The sequence below is a fragment of the Leifsonia sp. SIMBA_070 genome, assembly GCF_046534635.1.
GTDB lineage: Bacteria > Actinomycetota > Actinomycetes > Actinomycetales > Microbacteriaceae > Leifsonia.
Window position 1 is genome coordinate 1 of the sequence record NZ_JAWRYK010000656.1, and the last position, 251, is coordinate 251.

At 59.8% G+C, this 251-nt stretch carries 1 protein-coding gene; it reads left to right on the forward strand.

Going from position 1 to position 251, the window contains the following annotated elements:
• Nucleotides 1–6: 6 nt before the first annotated feature.
• The coding region (locus tag SB754_RS21870) for an ABC transporter substrate-binding protein (RefSeq protein WP_410784406.1) at nucleotides 7–251 on the forward strand (245 nt) is incomplete at its 3' end.

The following is a 251-nucleotide window of genomic DNA, read 5'->3' on the forward strand; positions in this document are numbered from 1 at the left end:
GAGGAAGTGCGCTACATCTCCCTTGAGTCTGCGGACGCTGCCACGGGCGCCCTCCTGGATGGACAAATTGACTGGATGAGTTCCTTCCTTCCCGGTCTGGAGACCATCCTGAAGGACAATGAAAACCTCTCCTATGTGAACACTCCGGCCATGATGACCTCGATTGTGACCTGCTCAAACGAGGCCCTGGGCTGTGAGGGGCCGCAGACCGATGTGGCCGTCCGGCAGGCGGTCTACCTGGCAATGGACCG